This window comes from Pantoea sp. YU22 (genome assembly GCF_003970755.1).
Lineage (GTDB): Bacteria > Pseudomonadota > Gammaproteobacteria > Enterobacterales > Enterobacteriaceae > Pantoea > Pantoea piersonii.
Map to the genome: position 1 here is coordinate 85,434 of NZ_RYDU01000014.1, position 22,477 is coordinate 107,910.

Below are 22,477 nucleotides of genomic sequence, written 5' to 3' on the forward strand. Positions count from 1 at the left end.
TTATTGCTGTGTTGCGTCGCGGCGGCCAGAGCGCGCCGCGTGCATCCATGCGGGTGCCGGCGAGACGCAGGCCGGTCAGAGTTTACCGCTTTTTTCGCGCGCCTCGACTTCGGCGTTGAGCGCTTCCAGTTTTTCCATCATCACTTCACGACAATGGGTGGCCAGCTTGCGCACCGATTGCGTGGTGTAGCCGCTGGTATCGATAGGCGGCAGCATCTCGACGATCACCAGACCGTTATTCAGGCGGTTAAGCTTGATCTTGCCGTGAGTGTTGGAAACCACCACCGGGATCACCGGCACGCCTGCCGCCACAGCCGCATGGAACGCGCCGGTTTTAAAAGGTAGCAGACCGCGACCCCGACTGCGCGTGCCCTCCGGAAACATCCAGAACGAGATGCGCTTCTTTTTAAACTGATCGACCAGCTGGCCAATGGTGCTGTGCGCCTTAGTGCGGTTATCGCGGTCGATCAGCAGGTTGCCGGTCAGCCAGTAGAGCAGGCCGAAGAACGGCACCCACAGCAGGCTTTTTTTCCCGACCGTGACCGTCGTCGGCTGCACAATCTTCGCCGCCGTGATCATGTCAAAGTTGTTCTGGTGGTTGGCAATATAGATGGCATTGCCGTAGTTTTCCGCGCCGGCGGGTTTACGCAGCTCTACCTTAACGCCGAACACGCCGGAAAGACGACCAAACAGGTGGCCAAAGGTGGCGACGTGGCGCGGGTTACGCGGCGAAAACAGGCACCAGATGCAGCCGAAAACACAGACCAGAATCGAGTAGATCACCACAAAAATAGTACGTAGTACGAGTAACATAAATCCCTCATTATGGCGCGGCGGAGCAAAGGGTCCGCCGCGTTGCTCAGGCTTCGCCGTCTTCGCTGACGGCACGCGCTGGGGTATCCAGCTCTACCTTGTCGATACGCTGCAGGCCGCGCGGCAGCAGCGTGCCGCGGCGTCCGCGGTCGGCGCGGAATTTTTGCAGCTCTTCGCTGCGCAGCACCAGCTTACGCTTGCCAACATAGAGCGTGACGGCGCTGCCCGGCGGCAGAATCAGCAGCCATGCCAGTTTATCGTTGCCCGCCGCGGCGTCCGCCGCAGGAATAGAGATAATCTTGTTGCCCTTGCCTTTCGACATCTGCGGCAGCTCGCCGACCGGGAACATCAGCATACGGCCCGCCTGGGTAATCGCCAGCAGCATGTCATCTTCATGATGCACCGCCATCGGCGTCATCACGCGCGCGTTATCCGGCAGCGTCAGCAGCGCTTTACCGGCGCGATTGCGCGAGACCAGATCGGCGAAGGTGCAGATAAAGCCGTAGCCCGCATCGGACGCCATCAGCAGTTTCTGCTCTTCCGCTTCCATCAACACCTGCTCTACCACCGCGCCCGGCGGCGGCGTCAGCTTGCCGGTCAGCGGCTCGCCCTGCCCGCGCGCCGACGGCAGCGAGGTAGGATCGAGCGTATAGCTGCGTCCGGTCGAGTCGATAAAGGCGACCGGCTGGTTACTCTTGCCGCGCGCCGAAGCCAGATAGCTGTCGCCCGCTTTATAGCTCAGGCCTGACGGGTCGATATCATGGCCTTTGGCGCTGCGCACCCAGCCCATCTGCGACAGCACGATGGTGACCGGCTCGGACGGCACCAGCTCGTTCTCGCTCAGCGCTTTGGCCTCTTCGCGTTCATTCAGCGGCGAACGGCGATCGTCGCCGTAGGCGGCGGCGTCGGCCTGCAGCTCTTTTTTCAGCAGGGTATTCATCTTGCGCTCAGAGGCGAGGATCGCCTGAATCTGATCGCGCTCTTTTTCCAGCTCGCTCTGCTCGCCGCGGATCTTCATCTCTTCCAGCTTCGCCAGGTGGCGCAGCTTGAGCTCAAGGATCGCTTCCGCCTGGGTTTCGCTGATGCCGAAGCGCGACATCAGCACCGGCTTAGGCTCATCCTCGCTGCGGATGATATGGATCACCTCGTCGATATTGAGGAAAGCGACCAGCAAGCCCTCAAGGATATGCAGACGACGCAGCACGCGTTCAAGGCGGTGGTTAAGACGGCGCTTGACGGTATCGCGACGGAATACCAGCCATTCCGACAGGATTTCCAGCAGGTTTTTCACCGACGGACGGTTGTCGAGGCCGATCATATTGAGGTTAACGCGATAGCTCTTCTCAAGATCGGTGGTGGCGAACAGGTGATGCATGACCTGATCGAGATCCACGCGATTTGAACGCGGCACAATCACCAGCCGCGTCGGGTTTTCGTGATCCGATTCATCGCGCAGATCCTCTACCATCGGCAGCTTTTTATTGCGCATCTGCGCAGCAATCTGCTCCAGCACGCGCGCGCCGGAAACCTGATGCGGCAGCGCGGTGATCACGACTTCGCCGTCCTCTTTTTTCCAGACGGCGCGCTGGCGGATGGAGCCGCGACCGTTCTGGTAAATTTTACGGATTTCGTCGCGCGGCGTAATGATCTCCGCTTCGGTGGGGTAATCCGGACCCTGTACGATATCCAGCAGCGCGTCGAGGCTGGTGTTCGGCTTATCAATCAGGGCGATCGCCGCCTGCGCCACTTCGCGCAGGTTGTGCGGCGGAATGTCGGTCGCCATGCCGACGGCGATGCCGGTGGTGCCGTTCAGCAGGATATTCGGCAGCCGCGCGGGCAGCATTTTCGGTTCCTGCATCGTGCCGTCGAAATTCGGCACGAAATCCACGGTGCCCTGGCCCAGCTCGCCGAGCAGCACTTCCGCATATTTTGAAAGGCGTGACTCGGTGTAACGCATCGCCGCAAAGGATTTCGGATCGTCAGGCGCGCCCCAGTTACCCTGGCCATCCACCAGCGGATAGCGATAGGAGAACGGCTGCGCCATCAGCACCATCGCTTCATAACAGGCGCTGTCGCCGTGCGGATGATATTTACCCAGCACATCGCCCACGGTACGCGCTGATTTCTTGAATTTAGCGCTGGCGCTCAGACCGAGTTCCGACATGGCGTAAACGATACGGCGCTGTACCGGCTTAAGACCGTCGCCGATATAAGGCAAGGCGCGGTCCATAATCACGTACATCGAGTAGTTCAGATACGCGTTTTCGGTAAATTTGTGCAGGGCAAGACGCTCTGCCCCATCCTGTGTCATTTCGCTCATTAAGCTGGCATCCTCACTTCGTGGCCCGCAACGGCGAGTCATCCGGCGGTCATTTGGCGAGAATAGTACCTTATTCGCAGGATTTAGTCACAGGGAAGCCGTTGAGGAGGATGAGAATTGTCTGGCAATAAATAACGTGACGCTGGCTGGAAAAATAAAACGGATTGGGAGCGCCATCACAATTATTTTCCGAGATTTTATGTGAGCAAACTCGCATTTAATCCGCCTCAGCGCTGGCGTATTAATTCTGTCCGCGCCCGGAGACAACATTTAGTATTGTTGCTGCCGCCCTCCTTTTCTAAATTGATACTTCATAAGAGACACCTTTTTTTGCGACGGCTTGCTGGCACCAGAATAAACAGAACGAGGAATAATCCCGAGACGTTTCACCAAAATAAAGGGTGACCGAATGCAAATACTGACTTCGCGACAACACCGGTTAATGAAATTACTGTTGCACCAGGCGGCGCCGCAGCCGATTGGGCAGTTAGCGTTACAGCTTGGCGTCTCTGGAAAAACTATTCAGCGTGACCTGCAGGGGCTGGAGAGCTGGCTCAGCAACTGGGCGCTGACGCTGGAGAAATCGCCCGGCCGCGGCGTGCGGTTACGGGTAGATGATATCCAGCAGCGTTTGCAGCTGGAACAGCAGCTGAACGGCGGCGATGCGGCTGCTGACGCGCTCAGCCACAACAGCCGGCGGGTAAAAATCGCCTCGCAGCTGCTGAGCGAAGCCCCGCGCGCCACCTCGATTAGCAAGTTGTCCGAGCGCTACTTTATCAGCCACGCCTCGATTGTGAACGACCTGAAAGTAATTGAGGAGTGGCTGCAGCCGCTGGGGTTAACGCTGCAGCGCGGGCCCGGCGGCACCCATATTGAGGGTAATGAGCAGACGCTGCGCCAGGCGATGGTGTCGCTGATCAACGATGTGATGCAGCAAAACGTCGCGGGCGCGCCGCTGCTGCCCAGACTCGATCCCGGCAGCCAGCAGGCGCTGGTGCACTACTTCGGCGAGGAAGATGTCGCCTTTGTGCAGGCGCTGCTGCTGCAGATGGAGCAGCAACTCAGCTACCCGCTTGGCGACGCCTGGTATCTCAATTTGTGCACGCACATCCTGATCATGATGCACCGTATGGCGCAGGGCAACGCGCTGGCGCTGGAAGCGCTGACCTCTGTACAGGATCTGGATAAGCCCATTCTCGCTATCGCCCGGCAGATGGTGACGCGTATTGAACAGCGTATCGGCTGTACATTACCGGCGGATGAGGTCGGCTTTATTTATCAATATATCGTTTCCTCCGGCATTGTGGTGGAAGAGCGTGGCGATCAGGTGTTGCTACATAATCAATTTTCCACCGCTGAGTCGGTTAAAATAACCTGCGAATTAATCGTTCGCTTCTCAGATTTTATTCAGCAGGACTTAGCGCACGACCGCTTATTATTTGAAGGCTTACTCGTACATATAAAGCCTTTATTAAACCGGCTCAAATACCATATTCATATTCGTAACCCGCTGCTGGACGATATTAAGCAGGAGATGGAAAGGATATTTTTCCTGACGCAGCAGGCAATGCAGCAAACCGCGCAGACATTTGCCCTTTCGCCGGTGGCCGACGATGAAATTGGTTATTTGTGCGTACATTTCCAGGCGGCGCTGGAGCGGCAAATTGCTCACAAACGCATTCTGGTGGTGTGCTCCAGCGGCGTCGGCACTTCACACCTGCTGAAGAGCCGCATATTGCGCGCCTTCCCTGACTGGGAAATTGCTGGCGTGGTCTCAGCCAGCAATCAGGCCGCGTTTTGCCAGCACCACAGGGTGGATTTGGTCATCACCACCATCCATCTCGACGCCGGCACCATTCCGGCGGTGTATGTCAGTGCCTTTTTTAATGATGACGATATCCGGCGGGTCACCGACGCCATGATTGGCAGCCAGCTGCCCAACGGCGCGCCCTGCGCGTTGACCACACATTGATTGAATGAGGAACAACGATGGATATTTCCCGCATTCTGACGCCGCGCCGCGTTAACCTGGCGCTGACCGCCACCAGTAAAGAGGAGGCGATTAACGAACTCACCGACCTGCTGGTGAGCGACGGCACCATCAGCGATCGCGCGGCCTTTATCAGGGATGTCTGGCTGCGTGAAGCCGAAGGCTCGACCGGCTTCGAAAACCATATCGCTATCCCGCACGGCAAGTCGTCGGCGGTCAAACAAACCACGCTCGCCATTGGCCGCACCCAACAGGATATTCCGTGGGAAACGCTTGATGGCAGCCAGGTGCGCTGCATCATCCTGTTCGCCGTGCGGCTGGAGGATCAGAACACCACCCATATTCGCCTGTTGTCGCAGGTGGCCAGCGCGCTGGCCGATGATGAGGTGATAGCCCAACTGCTGGCGGAAAATGACCCCGGCAATATTATCCGGCTGTTTAGTCAGTACGCCGAAACCGACCTCTGTTAACACCCTACTACTCTGAGGTGCCACATGAATATCGTCTGTGTAGCGGCCTGCACCGCAGGCATCGCGCATACCTATATTGCGCGCGAAAAACTGATTAAAGGGGCTCACGCACTGGGCCATACCATCCACGTCGAAACGCAGGGCACCATCGGTACCGAAACACCGCTGACGCGCGAGCAGATCGACGCTGCTGATGTGGTGATCCTCGCCGTTGACGTCAAGATCAAGGGCGAAGAGCGCTTTCAGGGCAAGCCCATCGTGCGAGTGAAAACCGAAGTGGTGATCAAGTCACCGGTGAAATTCCTCGAAAAAGTGGCGGATTCACTGGCGCGCGCCTGAGGAGATCGATCATGAACGATCACAAACGTCAGTACGGCCAGGAGATTAAAGGCCATTTGCTTACCGGGATCTCATGGATGATTCCGCTGATCGTCGCCGCCGGGATCTGTATCGCGCTCGGCCAGGTGATTGGCGGGCCGGACGTCGGCAAGCAGGACGGCAGCGTCGCATGGATGCTGAACCAGATCGGCGGCTGGGGCATGGGGCTGATTGTGCCGCTGATCGGCGCGGCCATTGCTTACTCGATTGCCGATCGTCCCGGCTTCGCCCCCGGTCTGATCGTCGGCTTTATCTGCGGCCAGATCGGCACGGGCTTTATCGGCGGCATCCTGGGCGGTTTCCTTGTCGGCTATACCGTCCTGCTGCTGCGCCGGGCGATCAAACTGCCACAGTCGATGCAGGGACTGATGCCGATTATGGTGCTGCCGCTGTTAAGCACCATTATTGCCGGGCTGTTGATGATGACCTTTATCGGCCAGCCGATCGTCTGGCTGCAGAAAGCGCTGATTCATCTGCTGGAATCGATGCAGGGCGGCTCAAAGTTCGTGATGGGCGCGGTTCTCGGCGCGATGGCCACCTTCGACTTCGGCGGACCGATCAATAAAACCATGTCGCTGTTCGCCGACGGCATGCTGGTGGACGGCATTTACGGGCCGGAAGCGGTGAAGTTTGTCGGCTCGATCATTCCGCCGTTCGGTATCACGCTCTCTTACCTGCTGACGCGCCATAAGTACACCAAAGCGGAGAAAGAGGCGCTGAAAGCCGCCTTCCCAATGGGCATTTGCATGATTACCGAAGGGGTAATCCCGATTGCCGCACGCGATTTGCTGCGCGTAGTGGCCAGCTGTGTGGTGGCCTCAGCACTGGCCGGTGGGCTGATTATAGCGTGGGGCGTGGAAGCGCCGGTACCGCACGGCGGCATGTTTGTGGTGCCGCTGTTTACCAAACCCTGGCTGTTCTGCCTGGCGCTGGGCATCGGCACTCTGGTGTGCGGCGTGATGCTCTCGGTGATAAAGAAACCGGTCACCCAGCAGGATGAAGAGTTTGATGATGTGGAAGCGCCGGGCGTCCGCGATGAAGAGATTAAATTCACTCTGGAATAAGGAACCGCCATGTTTGCCATGATGAACGATCTGATTCAGGCCGCCTTTCAGCACAGATATGCAGTGCTGGCGATCAACTGCTTCAACCTGGAAACCGCCCGCGCGGCGATTCAGGCGGCCGAACAGCAGCGCGCACCGCTGATCCTGAATGTCTATCAGGGCCACAGTGCGCATTTTCCGCCGACGGTGGCGGTGCCGCTGGTGCAGGCGCTGGCCAGTAACGCTACGATGCCGGTGGCGCTGGCGCTTGACCACGGCAAAGCCTTTTCACTGCTTGGTCAGGCGTTTCGCGCCGGCTTTACAGGGCTGATGATTGACGCCTCAGCCGACCCGCTGGCAGATAACATTCGTCAGACCGCGGCGGTGGTGAGGATGGCGCACACCGCCGGCGTGTGCGTCGAGGGCGAACTGGGGCATATCGCCGATGCACCTACCTACGAGCTGGCCGATGCCTCGGTGAAGATGACCCAGGTCCAGGATGTGCTGCCGTTCATTGAGCAGACCGATATCGATCTGCTGGCTATTTCGGTCGGTACCGCGCACGGGCTCTATCCGCCGGGTGTGAAGCCGAAGATCGATTTTCAGCGGCTGCAGGAACTGCACGCCGTATCGACACGCCCGCTGGCGCTGCACGGCGGTTCCGGCACCCCGGCAGAGGATATTTGTCGCGTCAGCGAGTATGGCGTCGCCAAAATCAACCTGGGCGCCGCGGTATTTGACGCCGGTAAGCGCGCAGTGCAGCAGGCGCTGCAGCAGCATCCCCACGCCGAGCTGGCCGATCTGCTCGGGCTGATGGAGTCCGCCTGTCGCGAAGTGGTGGCTGAGTATCTGGGCTGGTCGGGGTCGGCGAACCGGGCTTGACGTTTTACACCTTATCGTAGCGGCGTGGTTTATTGCGCCGCTACGGAATGCAGAAGATTTCCCACTTTATCCATCATCGGGTCGGCGCGCGCGTCGGCTCTGGTTAAACTCACGTTAAGGAAAAATTAACATGTTGATTTCAATGAAAGAAATGTTAGCACCTACCCGTGAACATCGCTTTGCCATCGGCGCATTTAACGTCGCTGACAGCTGCTTTATTCGCGCGGTGGTCGAGGAAGCGGAAGCCACCAGCACGCCGGCCATTATCTCCATCCACCCGAGCGAGCTGGAGTTCGTTACCGACGCGTTCTTTGGCTACGTTCGCGAACGCACGCTGAAAAGCAAAGTGCCGTTTACCCTGCATCTCGATCACGGTGCGTCCATCGCTCAGGTGCTGCGCGCTATTCAGTGCGGTTTTACGTCAGTGATGATTGACGGCTCGCTGTTGCCGTATGAAGAGAACGTGGCGCTGACCAGAGAGGTGGTAACGCTGGCGCATGCGGTCGGCGTGTCGGTAGAGGGCGAGCTTGGCACCATCGGCGATACCGGCACCACGGTGGAAGGTGGGGTGAGCAAGGTGATTTACACCGAACCGGCGCAGGCAGAAGATTTCGTGCAGCGCACCGGCGTTGATACGCTGGCCGTGGCAATTGGTACGGCGCATGGCATCTACCCGAAAGATATGAAGCCAGAGCTGCAGATGCACATCCTGAAGGAGATTTCCCAGCGCGTGGATATTCCCCTGGTGCTGCACGGCGGCTCGGCCAACCCGGACGCTGAGATTGCCGAAGCGGTGACGCTTGGCGTCGGCAAAATCAATATTTCCAGCGACATGAAGTACGCCTATTTCGCTAAGCTGCGCGAGATTCTGGCACGTGAAAGCTGGTGGGATCCCAACGTGATTTATCCGGACGCCATCGCCGCCGCCAAAGCGGTGATCCGCTACAAAATGAATCTGTTTGGCGGGCTGGGTAAAGCGGGGTTATATCGTTAAACGCCGCACGGGCCCCATCCGTAGCGGCGCCGCAATACAACACGCTGCTACGGTAGGGGTATGTCGTGCGCGCTGTTACTTCATCACGCCCAGCCACTGCTGCGCGATCTGCGCATATTCGCCGGTAGCGGTGCTGAGATGCAGCCACTGATCGACATACAGCTTCCAGCTCATATCATCACGCGGGATCATGTAAGCCTTCTCGCCATACTGCATCGGCTGCTGCGGATTAATGGCGCACAGCGACGGATAGTGCTGCTGCTGGAACAGCGCTTCGGAGGCGTCAGTGATCATTACGTCAGCTTTCTTATCCACCAGCTGCTGGAAAATGGTGGGATTTTCCGCCAGCTGCAGACTGGCCTGCGGCAGAAGCCTGTGTACAAAGGCTTCGTTGGTGCCGCCGGCCGGTTCGATCACCCGTACCTCCGGCTTGTTGATTTGCTCAACCCGCTGATACTTCGCTTTATCGGCGCAGCGCACCAGCGGGATTTTGCCATCAACGCCGAGCGGCTGGGCGAACCAGGCGATCTGCTGGCGCTTTAGCGTCACCGACACGCCGCCCAGCGCGATATCGCACTGCTTCTCTTTGAAATCCTGCGACAGGGTTTTCCAGGTGGTCGGCACCCAGCTGATTTTCGCGTCAAGGCTGGCGGCCAGCGACTGCGCCATGGTGATATCCAGCCCCTCATACTGGCCATCCGGGCGCAGATAAGTGTAGGGCTTGTAGTCGCCGGTGGTGCAGACCTTGAGGGTTTTGCTGGAGAGAATTTGATCCAGACGGGCGTCCGCCTGCGCAATGCCGCTGGCCAGCAGCAGCGCGCTGAAAAGATATTTACGCATTGTTGTTCTTCTGTATGGCGTGATGAGTGTGGACAGAGTGTGTCATAACCCGCCCGATTATTGCTTCCAGCGCAAAAGTCTTGTGATCCGAATCCCATTTTTCCGCCGCCGCTGAGCGCGTAAAGTAGCCGTCTATTGCAACACACATGAGATTATCAATGAGCAACATTCTTATTATCGACGGCGGTAAAACCTTCGCCCACTCCAAAGGCGAACTGAACCACACCCTGACCGAAGTAGCGGCCAGCCAGCTGCGCGACCTGGGGCATCAGGTCAGCGTCACTGTTGCCGACAGCGACTACGTAATCGCGGAAGAAGTGCAAAAGTATCGCGACAGCGACGTGGTTATTTATCAGATGCCGGGCTGGTGGATGGGCGAGCCCTGGACGGTGAAACGCTATATCGACGAGATCTTTACCGAAGGTCACGGCGTGCTCTACGCCAGCGATGGCCGCTCACGCGCCGACGCCAGCAAAAAATATGGTTCGGGCGGTCTGCTGCAGGGCAAAAAATATATGCTGTCGCTGACCTGGAACGCGCCGCTGGAAGCCTTTACCGATCCGGATCAGTTCTTTGAAGGCGTCGGCGTCGACGGCCTCTATCTGCACTTCCATAAAGCGAACCAGTTCCTGGGAATGGAGGCGCTGCCGACCTTTATCTGTAACGACGTCATCAAGATGCCGGACGTGCCGCGCGATATTGCACGTTATCGGACACATCTCAGCGAGATCTTTGCTTAACTGAAAGCGTGCCCGCAAACAGGAGACGTAAATGCTAACGGTAGTTGCTGAGATTTGTATTAAACCAGGACATCGCAATAAGGTGCTGGAGGCGATCTCTTCGCTTATCCCGATGGTGCTGGCCGAAGAGGGCTGCCATCAGTATGACGCGCTGGTCGATCACCAGGCGCAGGTGCCATGGAAGCATAATTCGCCCGACTCCATCTTTATGCTGGAGCAGTGGGAGTCGCTGCGCCATCTGGAGCAGCATCAGCAGATGCCGCATATGGAAGCGCATCGCGAAAAGATCAAAGATGACGTGCTGGACGTGAAGATTCTGGTGCTGGAGCCTACGGCCTGATTTAACGCGCTGACACGCGCCGCGCGCCTGCTGGCTCGCGGCTTTTTTTTGTCAGAAACGCGCCTGCAAAGCGATCTCCTCATGGAGAAAGTCAAGAAAGCAGGTGATGCGCGACGCCAGCTCCGCGTTGCGGTAGTAAACGGCATGCACCGGCAGCCTGATGTCGTGCGTCTGCTGCACCAGCACCTCTTTTAACCGGCCCTCGGCGAGATCCTGATGGCTGACGAAGTCAGATATGCGCGCAATGCCCTGTCCCGCCAGGGTGAGCTGACGAGTGATTTCACCGCTGGATGCGGCGATAGTCGGCTGAATGCGCAACAGCTCGCCTTCGCGCTGCCAGACGGGCCAGACGTTGTGCATCTCCAGCTGGCTGAAGCCGATAAGCTGATGCTGCGCCAGCGCCTCGACGCTCTGCGGCTCGCCATATTTCTGCAAATAGTCCGGGCTGGCCAGCAGCCGCACCTTACTGCTGCCGAGCATCCGGGCGCGCATGGTCGAATCCCGCAGCTCGCCAATGCGAATGGCGATATCGGTCTGCTGCTCCAGCAGATCGATAACGATATCGTCGGTATTGAGTTCCAGCTGGATCAGCGGATAGCGCTGCCGGAACGCGCCGATCAGCGGCACGATAACGTGCTGCATGAAAGGGGCCGCGGCGTTGATACGCAGGCGGCCTGACGGCGTTTCTCGCCGTCGGGCGATCTGCTCTTCCGCCTGCTCGACGGAAAGCAGTATCTGGCGCGCGTGGGTAAGGAAAAGCTGGCCCTCTTCGGTTAAGGCCAGCCGCCGCGTGGTGCGGTGCAGCAGGGTACTGTTGAGTTTAGCTTCGAGGCGGCTCAGGGCGCGGCTCACGCCTGAACTGGTTTGATCCAGCAGCTCCGCCGCCGAGGTGATTGAACCGCAGTCCGCCACCGCTACCAGCACGCGCAGCTCTTCCAGCGTGACTTTCATCATCTACTCCGTTGCGCGGCGGACGCGCTAAACAGGGCCGTAGCCCTGAGTGATGCACGACGCCGCAGCGCGATGATTACACTTCGATATCGGCCATATCGCCTTTTTCCTGCAGCCAGTTGCGACGATCTTCCGAGCGCTTCTTGGCCAGCAGCATATCCATTACCCGCAGCGTCTGCTCGACGTCGCTCTCATCCACCGTTAACTGCACCAGGCGGCGCGTGTTGGGGTCGAGCGTGGTTTCGCGCAGCTGCAGCGGGTTCATCTCGCCCAGCCCTTTAAAGCGCTGCACGTTCGGCTTGCCCTTCTTGCGCTTGAGCTGCTCCAGCACGCCTTCCTTCTCATCTTCGTCGAGGGCGTAATAGACCTCTTTGCCGAGATCGATACGGTAGAGCGGCGGCATCGCGACGTAAACGTGGCCGCCTTTCACCAGCGAACGGAAATGTTTCACAAACAGCGCGCACAGCAGCGTGGCGATATGCAGGCCGTCCGAGTCCGCATCGGCAAGGATGCAGATCTTGCCGTAGCGCAGCTGGCTGAGATCTTCGCTGTCGGGATCGATGCCGATCGCCACGGAGATGTCATGTACCTCCTGCGACGCCAGCACTTCGTCGGAGGAGACCTCCCAGGTGTTAAGGATCTTGCCCTTCAGCGGCATGATCGCCTGATATTCGCGATCGCGCGCCTGCTTGGCAGATCCGCCTGCGGAGTCACCTTCCACCAGGAACAGTTCGGTTTTATTCAGGTCCTGCGCGGTGCAGTCGGCCAGCTTGCCCGGCAGCGCCGGTCCGCTGGTGAGCTTTTTACGCACCACTTTTTTCGCCGCGCGCATACGGCGCTGCGCGCTGGAGATCGCCAGCTCCGCCAGCTGTTCTGCCGCCTGCACGTTCTGATTGAGCCACAGGCTGAAGGCGTCTTTCACCACCGCCGAAACGAAGGCGGCGCACTGGCGCGACGACAGACGCTCTTTGGTCTGGCCGGCGAACTGCGGATCCTGCATCTTCACTGAAAGCACGTAAGCGCAGCGATCCCAGATATCTTCCGCCGACAGCTTCACGCCGCGCGGCAGAATATTGCGGTATTCACAAAACTCGCGCATGGCGTCGAGCAGGCCCTGACGCAGGCCGTTGACGTGCGTGCCGCCCTGCATGGTCGGGATCAGGTTGACGTAGCTTTCGGTCAGCAGCTCGCCGCCTTCCGGCAGCCATAACAGCGCCCAGTCCACCGCTTCCGTCTCGCCGGAGAAGCTGCCAACGAAGGGGTTTTCCGGCAGCGTCGGCAACCCGTTAACCGCTTCACACAGGTAGTCGGTCAGGCCATCTTCGTAGCACCAGCGCTGTTCGGTATTGTTGACCTTGTCTTTAAAGACAATCTCAACGCCGGGACAGAGCACCGCTTTTGCCTTCAGCAGATGGGTCAGACGAGACACAGAGAAGCGTGGGCTATCGAAGAAGCTTTCATCAGGCCAGAAGTGAACGCTGGTACCGGTGTTGCGCTTCGCTACCGTGCCGGTTTTGGTCAGCTCCTGCACCTTTTCGCCATTTTCGAACGCGATGTCATACACTTCGCCGTTGCGGCGTACCGTGACTTCCACCCGCTTCGACAGGGCGTTGACCACGGAGATGCCGACACCGTGCAGGCCGCCCGAGAACTGGTAGTTTTTGCTGGAGAACTTGCCGCCCGCATGCAGGCGACACAGGATCAGCTCAACGGCGGGAACGCCCTCTTCCGGATGGATGTCCACCGGCATGCCGCGTCCGTCGTCGATTACTTCCAGCGACTGATCGGCGTGCAGAATCACTTCGACCCGTTTCGCATGGCCCGCCAGCGCCTCATCGACGCTGTTATCAATGACTTCCTGACCGAGATGGTTAGGACGCGTCGTATCGGTGTACATGCCGGGACGACGGCGAACAGGCTCAAGGCCGGTCAGAACCTCAATAGCATCCGCGTTATAGCTTGATTGACTCATGATAAATTTCTAATCAGAAGCGTGAAATTATGTGCAATTTCCGCGAGTTAGTCGTGATTCAGACCCAGAAAGTCCAGAATCTGCGGGAAATAGCGCTCGAATCCGGTAAACGCATGATTACCGCCCTGCTCCACCGTTTGTCGGCACGCGCTGTAGTAGTCGAGCGCCTGGCGGTAATCCAGCACTTCGTCGCCCGTTTGCTGCAGCAGCCAGAGTAAATCGGGCGCTTCCAGCGGGTCAATCTGCATGACTTTCAGATCGTAAATGTGGCGTGACTCTAACACATATTGCTGGCCCGTGTAGGGATTCCGGTTCACCCCCAGATAATCGGTCAGCAGCTCAAAGGGGCGCACCGCCGGATTGACCACCACGGCCGGCAGCATAAAGCACTGGGATAGCCAGGTGGCGAAATAGCCGCCCAGCGAAGAGCCGATTAAGCCGAGCGGCTGGCCGCTCAGAGCCATCACTTTCTCTTCCAGCAGCGCGGCGGCGTCGGCGGGAAAAGCGGGCAGCTGCGGCACAATAACGTCGATATGCGGATGCGTCGCCGCCAGCCACTGCTGCAGCTGCGTCGCCTTGGCGGAGCGCGGCGAGCTGTTAAACCCGTGCAGATAGAGCAGCGCCGCCATGCGTCAGTATCCGTCCGAATCCAGGTCCGGCCGAAAAGCGTCGGTTTGCAACCGCTCCACTTCGGTATCAAAAGAGCCGTCCGGGTAGAGCGTAAACCAGCGCCAGCCGGGCGCGACGGTATCAATAGTGAAGCTGGTGCAGTGCGGTTTGAACTGCACACAGGTAGAGGGCGTCGCCAGCACGCGGCGATCGCGCCAGATAAGATCCAGCTCCTGATGAATATGGCCGCACACCAGGGTGCGTGCTAAAGGATAGTTTTGCAGCACCGCGTCCAGCTGATGGGAATTGCGCAGGCTGTGCTGATCGAGCCAGGTGCAGCCGCTGGCCAGCGGATGATGATGCAGCACCACCAGCGTATGGCGCTGCGGCCTGGCCGCCAGCGTCTTCTCCAGCCACTCCAGCTGGTAGTCGCTCAACATGCCGTGCGGCACGCCGAATACCTGGCTGTCGAGCATCACCAGCTGCCAGTGCTCGCCAAGCAGAACGTGCTTATACGCGGCGATCTTCGCCTCGGCCAGGGTATCGACCATTGCCGGCTGGAAATCGTGATTGCCCGGCAGCCAGACGCAGGGTTTCGGCAGACGTGTGATACCCTCAGCGAAGTGCTGATAGGCTTCGACGGAGTGATCCTGAGCGAGATCGCCGGTGGCGATAATCAGGTCGTACTCGCGCTGCTGCGCCGCTATGGCGTCCAGCACCGCGTCATAACTCGCCCAGGTATTGACTCCCAGCAGCGATTCATTTTTTCCAGCGAAAAGGTGGGTGTCCGTGATTTGCAAAATCCTGATCCCGGCCCCATTCGCCGCAGGAAGTGTTAGCAGGCTATCCAAAGCGTTTCCTTCGTCTCCACGCCGCATAATGCATTATCTGTGCGATCAGCAGACCGGCGCTGCCATCGCGCCCTGCGCCAGGCAGTAGCGCAACCAGTCTGCCAGAAACTGGTTAATCTGATGTTTTTCGTCGCGCTGATGCAATTTTTTATTGGGATAATCATAGCGCGCTTTAAAGCGATAGATCTGCTGTGTTGAACACACTTCGGCGACCAGCGCATCATGATAGAGCCGCACCGACATCGACGGCAAACTCCAGTAACTGACGGTAGGCGCCACCTGGCGGATCTCCACCAGCGTGGTATAGCGCGTGGACTCTTCTATGGTCAACTGATAGCGGGCGCTGTTTACCTGATAGACCACCGACGCGCCAGCCTCGTCGCTGCGCGGCAGCAAACGACGCAGCTGGGCGAAATTGGTTTCGCAGAGCCGCATCATTTCAGGGAAATCAGGGATATAGCGCTGTTTCATTTTAGCTTCCACTCTTCTCGTAGTTTTTCATAGTGCAACGCCAGCCATTGCAGGGCGATGACGGACGCCGCGTTATCAATAATCCCCTCTTCCACCCAGCGGTAAGCCTGTTCGCGGCTCACCACATGCACAAGAATATCCTCATTCTCTTCCTCCAGGCCGTGGCATCCTTTTGCCAGGCTGGCATCCACTTCTCCCACCAGGATCGATAAACGCTCACTGGTGCCGCCAGGGCTGGCGAGGTAGTTTAACACGGGTTTAACGCGACCGACGGTCAGCCCCGCTTCTTCTACGGCTTCACGTCGCACCACATCTTCGGCGCTTTCGTTGGGCTCGATAATGCCCGCCACCATTTCCAGCAGCCAGGGCGTTTTGCTGACGTCAAAGGCGGGAATGCGGATCTGTTCGATCAGCACCACTTCGTCACGTAAGGGATCATAGGGTAGCAGCACGGCAGCGTGTCCACGCTCGAAAACTTCGCGCACCACTTCGTTGCTCATTTCGCCATTAAAACGGCGATGACGAAACCGGTAACGAACAATGGAAAAAAAACCTTTCCAGGCGGTTTCGCGTGCAATAATTTCTACATCGTTTTTTGTAAAAGTCACTGGGGATTTTTTTTCGCCGCTCATCGTCGGACTCCTTATGCAGATTGGGACGGAGCGGCAAAAAGCCAACCCACAGGCTCCATCCGAGTGGTTCTTTCTGAATTATTTACGTAAATTAGGGAGAGAAGGCACGTTCAGCCAACTTATCTCACAGTCGCACTCTGCTAGAATCTGCGATTATTTTTTGGCTTATCCGGCAGCGCTACCCCTGTTATTTGCTGCAACAAAAGGAATGCAAATGAAAAAACTGCTCCCACTTCTCATTGGGCTGAGCCTGGCCGGTTTCAGCCTCGCTAGCCAGGCAGAGGACCTGCTGCAGGTCTATCAACAAGCGCGTCTGAGCAACCCGGATTTACGTAGCTCCGCAGCCACCCGTGACGCTGCCTTTGAAAAGATCAATGAAGCGCGCAGTCCTTTGTTGCCTCAGTTAGGTTTAGGCGCGGATTACACCTACAGCAATGGTTATCGCGACAGTAGTGGTCTTCATTCCAACACGACCAGCGGATCGCTGCAATTAACCCAGACCATTTTTGATATGTCAAAATGGCGCGCGTTGACGCTGCAGGAAAAAGCCGCCGGCATTCAGGATGTGACCTATCAGGTCGCGCAACAGGATTTAATCCTGAATACCGCTACCGCCTACTTCAACGTATTAAAGGCGATCGACACCCTGTCATACACCGAAGCGCAAAAACAGTCGATCTATCGCGAGCTGGATCAGACCACCCAGCGCTTTAACGTTGGCCTGGTAGCGATTACCGATGTTCAGAACGCCCGCGCGCAGTATGACAGCGTGCTGGCGAACGAAGTGACCGCGCGCAACAACCTCGACAATATGATCGAGTCGCTGCGTCAGATTACCGGCAATGAGTACCTTTCGCTGGCTTCGCTGAATATCGATCGCTTTAAAACCACCAAACCCGATGCGGTCAGCGCGCTGCTGAAGCAGGCGGAGAGCCGTAACCTGAACCTGCTGTCGGCGCGTCTGAACCAGGATCTGGCGCGCGAGCAGATCCGCTCCGCTGAAACCGGCCATATGCCGACGCTGGATCTGACGGCGTCAACCGGCCTGTCGAACAGCAAATATGGCGGCAGCCGCGCTAACCAGAGCGCAGGCAGCACCGACTCTATCAGCGGCACCAACCAGGTGGGCCTGAGCTTCTCTCTGCCGCTCTACAGCGGCGGCGCGGTCACCTCGCAGGTGAAACAGGCGCAGTATAACTACGTCAGCGCCAGCGAGCAGCTTGAGAGCGCGCATCGCTCTGCCGTACAGACCGTGCGTTCCTCTTATAACAACGTGAACGCCTCAGTGAGCAGCATTGACGCCTACAAACAGGCGGTAGTGTCCGCGCAAAGCTCGCTGGATGCGATGGAAGCGGGTTATCAGGTCGGTACGCGCACCATTGTCGACGTGTTGGACGCGACCACTACGCTCTATAACGCCAAGCAGCAGCTCTCCGACGCGCGTTACAGCTATTTGATTAACCAGCTCAATATCAAATATGCACTGGGTACGCTGAACGAGCAGGATCTGCAGCAGCTTAACAGCCAGCTCGGCAAAGAGATCTCTACGTCGCCGGAAAGCGTTGCGCCCGAAAATCCGCAGCAGACCGCACGCGTCGATAACGGCCCGTCAGCAGAGCCAGCGGCCCCTGCGGCGCGCCCTGCCGCCAGACGCAGCAGTGCGAATCCGTTCCGCAATTAATCCTCTACGGGCCGCTTTGCGGCCCGTCTCCCCGTTAAACGTATAACAACGTAAAGATCCTTTCCTCATCAGGCCCTCAGCTTCATTTTCCACCAGCGATCCCCTATCCTGAGCATCACCTTTGGGCACAGGATGATAAATATGAAACGGACAAAAAATATTCGCCATGCCGCTTTTCGTAAAAGCTGGCAGGCCCGACATGTAACGCCTGTCGCACTGGCCATTGCCGCGGTATTTACCCTGGCGGGCTGCGAGCAGAGCGATGAAACGGTCTCCATGTATCAAAACGCAGATGACTGCAGCAAGGCCAATCCAGGCCAGAGCGCGCAGTGCACCACGGCGTACAATAACGCGCGGAAAGAAGCGGAACGCACCGCGCCGAAATACGCCTCGCGCGAAGACTGCGTGGCGGAGTTTGGCGAGAATCAGTGCCAGCAGGCGCCAGCGCAGGCAGGTACGGGCACGACGCAGAACGCTGAAGCGCAGCAGAGCGGTAGTTTCTGGATGCCGCTGATGGCGGGCTACATGATGGGCCGCCTGATGGGCGGCGGCGCAGGCGTCGCTCAGCAGCCGCTCTTTTCTCCGCGTACGCCGAACAGCCCGGCAAACGGTCAGTTTGTTGACGCGTCGGGTAAAAACTACGGCCCCGCCACGTCCGGCCGCACCATGAACGTGCCGAAAACCGCGCTGGCGCCGAAACCGGCCACCACCACGACGACCGCACGCGGCGGCTTCGGCGAAACGGTCGCGAAGCAGAACAGCATGGCGCGCAGCAGCGCCGGCGGCACCTCCAGCCGCTCGCTGGGAGGCTAAGGCCGATATGCAACGCATCGCGATTAACGAGCGTCCTGACTGGCGCGCAAAAGCGACGGAATATGGCTTTAATTTTCACACCATGCACGGCGAGCCGTACTGGTGTGAAGATGCCTACTACCAGTTCACCCTGGCGCAAATAGATAAACTGGAAGCGACCACGGCGGAACTGCACCAGATGTGTCTGCAGGTGGTGGAAAAAGTGGTCAGCAGCGAACAGCTGCTGGAAAAATTCCGCATTCCGAAACACACCTGGGATTTCGTACGCGACTCCTGGAAGCTGCGCCAGCCGTCGCTCTACTCGCGCCTGGATCTCGCCTGGGACGGCAAGGGCGACGCAAAGCTGCTGGAGAACAATGCGGACACGCCGACCTCGCTTTATGAAGCGGCCTTTTTTCAGTGGATCTGGCTGGAGGATCAGCTTAACGCCGGGCAACTGCCCGCGGGCAGCGATCAGTTCAACAGTCTGCAGGAGAAGATTATCGAGCGTTTCGCTGCGCTGCATCAGCAGCACGGCTTCCAGTGGCTGCACTTCGCCTGCTGCCGCGATACCGAAGAGGATCGCGGCACGGTGCAGTATCTGCAGGACTGCGCCACTGAAGCCGGATTGCCGAACGAGTTTCTCTACATTGACGACATCGGCCTCGGCGATAAAGGGCAGTTCACCGACATGCAGGATCAGGTAATCAGCAACCTGTTCAAGCTCTATCCCTGGGAGTTTATGCTGCGCGAGATCTTCTCTACCAAGCTGGCGGATGCGGGCGTACGCTGGCTGGAACCCGCCTGGAAGAGCATCATCTCCAACAAGGCGCTGCTGCCGATGCTGTGGCAGATGTTTCCCAACCACCCCAACCTGCTGCCCGCTTATTTCGCCGAAGACAACGTGCCGCACATGGATAAATATGTGGTTAAGCCGCTCTTCTCACGCGAAGGTGCCAATATTCGCATCGTAGAAAACGGTCAGGAGATCGCGCGCGTCGACGGGCCCTATGGCGAAGAGGGTATGATCGTGCAGCAGTTCTGCCCTCTGCCGAAGTTCGGCGACAGCTATACGCTGATCGGCAGCTGGCTGATTGACGATCAGCCCGCTGGCATCGGTCTGCGCGAGGATCGCGACCTGATCACTCAGGATCTTTCGCGCTTCTATCCTCACGCCTTTATCGAGTAAACCAGGCGGGCCGCACTGGCCCGCTTTTCTTTTAGCCCACCTGTACCGACAGCATGCTGATAGCCCCCATCTCAATGCCATTTACCGGCACGGTCACCGGCTCGTCAGCCTGACGCGCGCCCAGCACATAGAGCAGCGGTAGATAGTGTTCCGGCGTTGGGTTCGACAGCGCTGCGTCCTGATGCTGCATAAAGTTCACCAGCGGATGCGCGGCGGCGTCGCCCTGAAAGGTCAGATTATCCTGTACGAATTGATTAAAGCGCTGCGCCCAGGGCCAGGCCTCCGCCGTTTCGTCCCAGCGAGCCTTACGCAGGTTGTGCACCACGTTGCCGCTGGCGACGATCATCACACCGCTATCGCGCAGCGCTGCCAGCTTTTTCCCCTGCTCAAAGTGCCAGGCAGGCGGCTGCGTCGCATCCACGCTGAGCTGCACCACCGGAATATCGGCGTCAGGATACATCTTGATCAGCACGCCCCAGCTGCCGTGATCGAATCCCCACTCATGGTCGAGATGCACTTCTACCGGCGCGAGCGTATCTGCAATCTCCTCAGCCAGTGCCGGCGAACCTGGCGCGGGATAGCGCGTATCGAACAGCGCCTGCGGGAAACCGCCGAAGTCGTGGATCGTGCGCGGATCTGTCATCGCCGTGACCGCCGTGCCGCGCGTGTACCAGTGTGCCGATACCGCGATAATGGCGCGCGGACGCGGCAGCGTATCGCCCGCCTGACGCCAGGCCTGCGTATAGCGGTTCTCTTCCAGCACGTTCATTGGGCTGCCATGTCCCAGGAACAGCGCGGGCATACGTGTTTGCATCATTAATCCTCACACATTCTCTGTCGAATAACGATACGCCCTTTAACTGCGGCGGAAACGCGCATAAACGTGATGAAGTCCATCAGTGTTTTTGAATAACAGCAGACCGACACATCTTTACCAAAATTAACTCGACGTTTCGTAGGGTTATCGCTAATTTTATGCGAATGATTATCATTAAGGAGAATGCGATGTCGGTACCTCTGCTGCTCACCGTGCTGGCTGGCGGCGCCACTTTTATCGGCGCGATATTCGGCGTGCTGGGACAGAAGCCGTCCAACCGCATGCTGGCGTTTGCGCTCGGCTTTGCGGCGGGGATTATGCTGCTGATTTCGCTAATGGAGATGCTGCCGACCGCGCTGCGTACTGAAGGAATATCGCCCATTCTCGGTTACGGCATGTTTATGCTGGGCCTGCTCGGTTATTTCGCGCTGGACCGCCTGCTGCCGCACCAGCATCCGCAGGATCTGATAGCGGCGCAACGTCAACCGGCGAAACTGCGCCGCACGGCTATCCTGCTGACGCTGGGCATCAGCCTGCATAACTTTCCCGAAGGCGTCGCAACCTATGTCACCGCCAGCAGTGATATGGAGCTGGGACTGGGCATCGCGCTGGCGGTGGCGATACACAATATTCCTGAAGGTCTGGCGGTAGCCGGGCCTATGTACGCCGCCACCGGCTCGAAAAGCAAAGCGCTGTTCTGGGCGTGCGTCTCCGGCATGGCGGAGATCCTCGGCGGAGTGCTGGCGTTTTTGCTGCTCGGCCCACTGATGTCGCCAGTGGTTATTGCTGCGGTGATGGCGGCTGTCGCGGGCATTATGGTGGCGCTGTCGGTGGATGAGTTAATGCCGCTGGCACGCGAGATCGATCCCCATAACAATCCGAGCTATGGCGTGCTGTGTGGCATGACGGTGATGGGCGCAAGCCTCGCGCTGCTGCAGGTAAGCGACTTAAGCTAAGCGCCAGCGGCTAAAAAAACGGGCCGCTAACGGGCCCGTTTTCTTTTGATTAGCTGCTCAGCTTAGCTGGCCTGGCGCGTTTCGCGCGCGCGGCGATAAGCGACCAGATCTTCAATGGTGACCACCGGCATATTGTTCGCTTTGGCGAAGACAATGGCTTCCGGCGCGTGCGCCATAGTGCCGTCGTCATTGGTCAGTTCACACAGCACGCCTGCTGGCTTAAAGCCCGCCAGCGTCACCAGATCGATGGTCGCTTCGGTATGGCCGCCGCGTGTAAGAACGCCGCCATCGCGCGCGCGCAGTGGGAAAACATGGCCCGGACGATTCAGGTCACTCGGCTTCGCGTCATCAGCAATCGCCGCGCGAATAGTCGTAATGCGATCTTTAGCCGAGACGCCGGTGGTTACGCCTTCAGCAGCTTCAATGGTAACCGTAAAACCGGTGCCGTAAGAGCTGGTGTTGTTCTCCACCATCATCGGCAGCTCAAGCTGCTGACGACGCTCTTCGGTCAGGCAAAGGCAAACAATGCCGCTGCCGTGGCGGATGGTCAGCGCCATCTGCTCAACGGTCATGGTTTCCGCTGCGAAGATCATATCGCCTTCGTTCTCGCGGTCTTCGTCGTCAAGCACCATTACGCCGCGTCCTTCACGGAGCGCAGCCACTGCACGTTCTACACGCTGTTCCGGCGTGCCAAATTCAGAAAGAAGCGTCTGATTCATGGTAATAAAGCCTTATAAAATATATGA

At 58.3% G+C, this 22,477-nt stretch carries 23 protein-coding genes; 12 read left to right on the forward strand and 11 right to left on the reverse strand.

Features of this window, described 5'->3' with window-relative positions; genetic code table 11:
* Window positions 1-75: 75 nt before the first annotated feature.
* Window positions 76-813, reverse strand: a complete 738-nt coding sequence (locus EKL29_RS17430) for a 1-acylglycerol-3-phosphate O-acyltransferase (RefSeq protein ID WP_120454763.1) — start codon at window positions 811-813, stop codon at window positions 76-78.
* Window positions 814-859: 46 nt separating this feature from the next.
* Entirely contained in the window at window positions 860-3,133 is a 2,274-nt protein-coding gene (parC, locus tag EKL29_RS17435) for a DNA topoisomerase IV subunit A (protein WP_120454764.1), read from the reverse strand.
* A gap of 409 nt (window positions 3,134-3,542) precedes the next feature.
* Here parC and EKL29_RS17440 point away from each other — a divergent pair, with 409 nt between their 5' ends.
* The 6 genes from EKL29_RS17440 to EKL29_RS17465 all read left to right on the forward strand — a co-directional run bounded on the left by EKL29_RS17440 (window position 3,543) and on the right by EKL29_RS17465 (window position 8,890).
* Window positions 3,543-5,105 (forward strand): transcription antiterminator, encoded by a 1,563-nt coding sequence (locus EKL29_RS17440; protein WP_126690319.1) that lies wholly within the window; start codon window positions 3,543-3,545, stop codon window positions 5,103-5,105.
* A gap of 17 nt (window positions 5,106-5,122) precedes the next feature.
* Complete coding sequence (locus EKL29_RS17445) at window positions 5,123-5,593, forward strand: PTS sugar transporter subunit IIA (RefSeq protein ID WP_120454766.1); 471 nt, start codon at window positions 5,123-5,125, stop codon at window positions 5,591-5,593.
* A gap of 24 nt (window positions 5,594-5,617) precedes the next feature.
* On the forward strand, window positions 5,618-5,932 hold the full coding sequence (locus tag EKL29_RS17450) for a PTS fructose transporter subunit IIB (RefSeq protein ID WP_120454767.1): 315 nt from the start codon (window positions 5,618-5,620) through the stop codon (window positions 5,930-5,932).
* An 11-nt stretch (window positions 5,933-5,943) separates the two neighbouring features.
* Complete coding sequence (locus EKL29_RS17455; protein WP_126690320.1) at window positions 5,944-7,035, forward strand: PTS fructose transporter subunit IIC; 1,092 nt, start codon at window positions 5,944-5,946, stop codon at window positions 7,033-7,035.
* A 9-nt stretch (window positions 7,036-7,044) separates the two neighbouring features.
* The gene (locus tag EKL29_RS17460; RefSeq protein WP_126690321.1) at window positions 7,045-7,896 is read left to right on the forward strand and encodes a class II fructose-bisphosphate aldolase; all 852 of its coding nucleotides are present in this window, start codon (window positions 7,045-7,047) and stop codon (window positions 7,894-7,896) included.
* Between the two features lie 130 nt (window positions 7,897-8,026).
* Window positions 8,027-8,890, forward strand: coding sequence for a ketose-bisphosphate aldolase (locus tag EKL29_RS17465; RefSeq protein WP_120454770.1), 864 nt, complete (start codon window positions 8,027-8,029; stop codon window positions 8,888-8,890).
* A gap of 75 nt (window positions 8,891-8,965) precedes the next feature.
* On the opposite strand, the gene EKL29_RS17470 is transcribed toward EKL29_RS17465, so the two are convergent.
* Window positions 8,966-9,730, reverse strand: a complete 765-nt coding sequence (locus tag EKL29_RS17470) for a transporter substrate-binding domain-containing protein (protein WP_126690322.1) — start codon at window positions 9,728-9,730, stop codon at window positions 8,966-8,968.
* 158 nt (window positions 9,731-9,888) lie between these two features.
* Between EKL29_RS17470 and EKL29_RS17475 the strand changes: the two genes are divergently transcribed.
* On the forward strand, window positions 9,889-10,470 hold the full coding sequence (locus EKL29_RS17475; protein ID WP_120454772.1) for an NAD(P)H-dependent oxidoreductase: 582 nt from the start codon (window positions 9,889-9,891) through the stop codon (window positions 10,468-10,470).
* A 31-nt stretch (window positions 10,471-10,501) separates the two neighbouring features.
* A complete protein-coding gene (locus tag EKL29_RS17480; protein WP_120454774.1) occupies window positions 10,502-10,810 on the forward strand; it encodes a putative quinol monooxygenase in 309 nt (102 codons plus the stop codon).
* A 51-nt stretch (window positions 10,811-10,861) separates the two neighbouring features.
* Here EKL29_RS17480 and EKL29_RS17485 read toward each other — a convergent pair whose 3' ends face one another.
* From EKL29_RS17485 to nudF, 6 genes are all read right to left on the reverse strand, one after another.
* The gene (locus EKL29_RS17485) at window positions 10,862-11,761 is read right to left on the reverse strand and encodes a LysR substrate-binding domain-containing protein (protein ID WP_126690334.1); all 900 of its coding nucleotides are present in this window, start codon (window positions 11,759-11,761) and stop codon (window positions 10,862-10,864) included.
* A 76-nt stretch (window positions 11,762-11,837) separates the two neighbouring features.
* Window positions 11,838-13,733 (reverse strand): DNA topoisomerase IV subunit B, encoded by a 1,896-nt coding sequence (gene parE, locus EKL29_RS17490; RefSeq protein WP_120454778.1) that lies wholly within the window; start codon window positions 13,731-13,733, stop codon window positions 11,838-11,840.
* 47 nt (window positions 13,734-13,780) lie between these two features.
* A complete protein-coding gene (yqiA, locus tag EKL29_RS17495; protein WP_126690323.1) occupies window positions 13,781-14,362 on the reverse strand; it encodes an esterase YqiA in 582 nt (193 codons plus the stop codon).
* Between the two features lie 3 nt (window positions 14,363-14,365).
* A complete protein-coding gene (cpdA, locus tag EKL29_RS17500; protein WP_120454781.1) occupies window positions 14,366-15,193 on the reverse strand; it encodes a 3',5'-cyclic-AMP phosphodiesterase in 828 nt (275 codons plus the stop codon).
* A gap of 45 nt (window positions 15,194-15,238) precedes the next feature.
* On the reverse strand, window positions 15,239-15,664 hold the full coding sequence (locus EKL29_RS17505) for a DUF1249 family protein (protein WP_126690324.1): 426 nt from the start codon (window positions 15,662-15,664) through the stop codon (window positions 15,239-15,241).
* A complete protein-coding gene (nudF, locus tag EKL29_RS17510) occupies window positions 15,661-16,296 on the reverse strand; it encodes an ADP-ribose diphosphatase (RefSeq protein ID WP_120454785.1) in 636 nt (211 codons plus the stop codon). Before nudF ends, EKL29_RS17505 begins: the two co-directional genes overlap by 4 nt.
* Window positions 16,297-16,510: 214 nt before the next feature.
* On the opposite strand from nudF, the gene tolC reads away from it, so the two are divergent.
* From tolC to EKL29_RS17530, 3 genes are all read left to right on the forward strand, one after another.
* Window positions 16,511-17,977: an outer membrane channel protein TolC gene (gene tolC, locus EKL29_RS17520; protein WP_120454787.1), complete on the forward strand. Its 1,467-nt coding sequence runs from the start codon at window positions 16,511-16,513 to the stop codon at window positions 17,975-17,977.
* Between the two features lie 141 nt (window positions 17,978-18,118).
* On the forward strand, window positions 18,119-18,790 hold the full coding sequence (locus EKL29_RS17525) for a DUF1190 family protein (protein WP_120454789.1): 672 nt from the start codon (window positions 18,119-18,121) through the stop codon (window positions 18,788-18,790).
* Window positions 18,791-18,797: 7 nt separating this feature from the next.
* Window positions 18,798-19,958 (forward strand): glutathionylspermidine synthase family protein, encoded by a 1,161-nt coding sequence (locus EKL29_RS17530; protein ID WP_126690325.1) that lies wholly within the window; start codon window positions 18,798-18,800, stop codon window positions 19,956-19,958.
* A gap of 31 nt (window positions 19,959-19,989) precedes the next feature.
* Here the strand turns inward: EKL29_RS17530 and ygiD are convergent, their stop codons facing one another.
* Window positions 19,990-20,775 (reverse strand): 4,5-DOPA dioxygenase extradiol, encoded by a 786-nt coding sequence (gene ygiD, locus EKL29_RS17535; RefSeq protein ID WP_126690326.1) that lies wholly within the window; start codon window positions 20,773-20,775, stop codon window positions 19,990-19,992.
* Window positions 20,776-20,963: 188 nt separating this feature from the next.
* Between ygiD and zupT the strand changes: the two genes are divergently transcribed.
* Complete coding sequence (gene zupT / locus EKL29_RS17540; RefSeq protein WP_126690327.1) at window positions 20,964-21,731, forward strand: zinc transporter ZupT; 768 nt, start codon at window positions 20,964-20,966, stop codon at window positions 21,729-21,731.
* A 62-nt stretch (window positions 21,732-21,793) separates the two neighbouring features.
* Here the strand turns inward: zupT and ribB are convergent, their stop codons facing one another.
* Window positions 21,794-22,450 carry a 3,4-dihydroxy-2-butanone-4-phosphate synthase gene (ribB, locus tag EKL29_RS17545; protein WP_120454797.1) on the reverse strand — a complete coding sequence of 219 codons (657 nt, stop codon included), beginning with the start codon at window positions 22,448-22,450 and terminating at the stop codon, window positions 21,794-21,796.
* Window positions 22,451-22,477: the final 27 nt, after the last annotated feature.

Bases quoted from the DNA above. Each gene is read 5' to 3' on its own strand.
- EKL29_RS17430 (WP_120454763.1), bottom strand. From the start codon at position 813: ATGTTACTCGTACTACGTACTATTTTTGTGGTGATCTACTCGATTCTG.
- parC (WP_120454764.1), bottom strand. From the start codon at position 3,133: ATGAGCGAAATGACACAGGATGGGGCAGAGCGTCTTGCCCTGCACAAA.
- EKL29_RS17440 (WP_126690319.1), top strand. From the start codon at position 3,543: ATGCAAATACTGACTTCGCGACAACACCGGTTAATGAAATTACTGTTG.
- EKL29_RS17445 (WP_120454766.1), top strand. From the start codon at position 5,123: ATGGATATTTCCCGCATTCTGACGCCGCGCCGCGTTAACCTGGCGCTG.
- EKL29_RS17450 (WP_120454767.1), top strand. From the start codon at position 5,618: ATGAATATCGTCTGTGTAGCGGCCTGCACCGCAGGCATCGCGCATACC.
- EKL29_RS17455 (WP_126690320.1), top strand. From the start codon at position 5,944: ATGAACGATCACAAACGTCAGTACGGCCAGGAGATTAAAGGCCATTTG.
- EKL29_RS17460 (WP_126690321.1), top strand. From the start codon at position 7,045: ATGTTTGCCATGATGAACGATCTGATTCAGGCCGCCTTTCAGCACAGA.
- EKL29_RS17465 (WP_120454770.1), top strand. From the start codon at position 8,027: ATGTTGATTTCAATGAAAGAAATGTTAGCACCTACCCGTGAACATCGC.
- EKL29_RS17470 (WP_126690322.1), bottom strand. From the start codon at position 9,730: ATGCGTAAATATCTTTTCAGCGCGCTGCTGCTGGCCAGCGGCATTGCG.
- EKL29_RS17475 (WP_120454772.1), top strand. From the start codon at position 9,889: ATGAGCAACATTCTTATTATCGACGGCGGTAAAACCTTCGCCCACTCC.
- EKL29_RS17480 (WP_120454774.1), top strand. From the start codon at position 10,502: ATGCTAACGGTAGTTGCTGAGATTTGTATTAAACCAGGACATCGCAAT.
- EKL29_RS17485 (WP_126690334.1), bottom strand. From the start codon at position 11,761: ATGAAAGTCACGCTGGAAGAGCTGCGCGTGCTGGTAGCGGTGGCGGAC.
- parE (WP_120454778.1), bottom strand. From the start codon at position 13,733: ATGAGTCAATCAAGCTATAACGCGGATGCTATTGAGGTTCTGACCGGC.
- yqiA (WP_126690323.1), bottom strand. From the start codon at position 14,362: ATGGCGGCGCTGCTCTATCTGCACGGGTTTAACAGCTCGCCGCGCTCC.
- EKL29_RS17505 (WP_126690324.1), bottom strand. From the start codon at position 15,664: ATGAAACAGCGCTATATCCCTGATTTCCCTGAAATGATGCGGCTCTGC.
- nudF (WP_120454785.1), bottom strand. From the start codon at position 16,296: ATGAGCGGCGAAAAAAAATCCCCAGTGACTTTTACAAAAAACGATGTA.
- tolC (WP_120454787.1), top strand. From the start codon at position 16,511: ATGAAAAAACTGCTCCCACTTCTCATTGGGCTGAGCCTGGCCGGTTTC.
- EKL29_RS17525 (WP_120454789.1), top strand. From the start codon at position 18,119: ATGAAACGGACAAAAAATATTCGCCATGCCGCTTTTCGTAAAAGCTGG.
- EKL29_RS17530 (WP_126690325.1), top strand. From the start codon at position 18,798: ATGCAACGCATCGCGATTAACGAGCGTCCTGACTGGCGCGCAAAAGCG.
- ygiD (WP_126690326.1), bottom strand. From the start codon at position 20,775: ATGATGCAAACACGTATGCCCGCGCTGTTCCTGGGACATGGCAGCCCA.
- zupT (WP_126690327.1), top strand. From the start codon at position 20,964: ATGTCGGTACCTCTGCTGCTCACCGTGCTGGCTGGCGGCGCCACTTTT.
- ribB (WP_120454797.1), bottom strand. From the start codon at position 22,450: ATGAATCAGACGCTTCTTTCTGAATTTGGCACGCCGGAACAGCGTGTA.